The 774-nt window shown below is 27.6% G+C and carries 1 pseudogene; it reads left to right on the top strand.

The features are described from left to right. Nucleotides 1-611, top strand: a pseudogene (locus ABEA43_RS67810) (transposase); the annotation flags it as partial. Nucleotides 612-774 lie beyond the last annotated feature (163 nt).

Raw genomic sequence — 774 nt, 5'->3', positions numbered from 1 at the left:
ATTTTAATCGAATACCACTTATAACCTACGGTATGTTTATAAAAGATAAAACTAAAAAATATAAAAGCGACATCTTTAACACTCAAAATTGGGATTATGACGAAATTAACGATGAATATATTTGTCCAAACAATAAGCGATTGGGTTTTAAAAGATATGCCTATCGCCATGATAAATATGGGTTTAAGAGAGACTTCAAATTATATGAATGTGATGATTGTTCAGAATGTCCTTTAAGACACCAATGCATGAAATACAATTCAAAAACGAATAAAAAAATAATGAAAAATTATAATTGGGAATATTTTAAAGCCCAAATTAATAAAAAGCTTTCAGAACCAAAAATAAAAACCATCTACAGTCAAAGAAAAATTGATGTGGAGCCTGTTTTTGGATTTATGAAGGCTATTTTGGGTTTCACTCGAATGTCCGTTCGAGGGATAAATAAAGCCAAAAGAGAACTAGGATTTGTGCTAATGGCACTTAATATAAGAAAAGTAACAGCTCAACGAGCTGAAAATAATCAAAAAAATTATAAAAAAGACAATTTCTATATTATTTCAATAGAAATTGTCTTTTTTCACTTATCCAGAAACTTTATGTCCCGGACTCATATATTTTGTGGGAGAAAAAATATGAAAAAGAGTAACGTAATTTTAATAATATGTCTTGTTTTTATTTTAGTAGGATGCTCAAAAAGAAAATAATTATTTATGGATACTACAAGTGCCCTTATTGTAAAAAAGTAGAAACTAATATTGTGCTTAAATTACA

The sequence above is a fragment of the Nonomuraea rosea genome (assembly GCF_039539705.1).
Classification (GTDB): Bacteria; Actinomycetota; Actinomycetes; order Streptosporangiales; family Streptosporangiaceae; genus Nonomuraea; species Nonomuraea rosea.
This window is presented reverse-complemented; position numbering and strand designations above follow the sequence as displayed.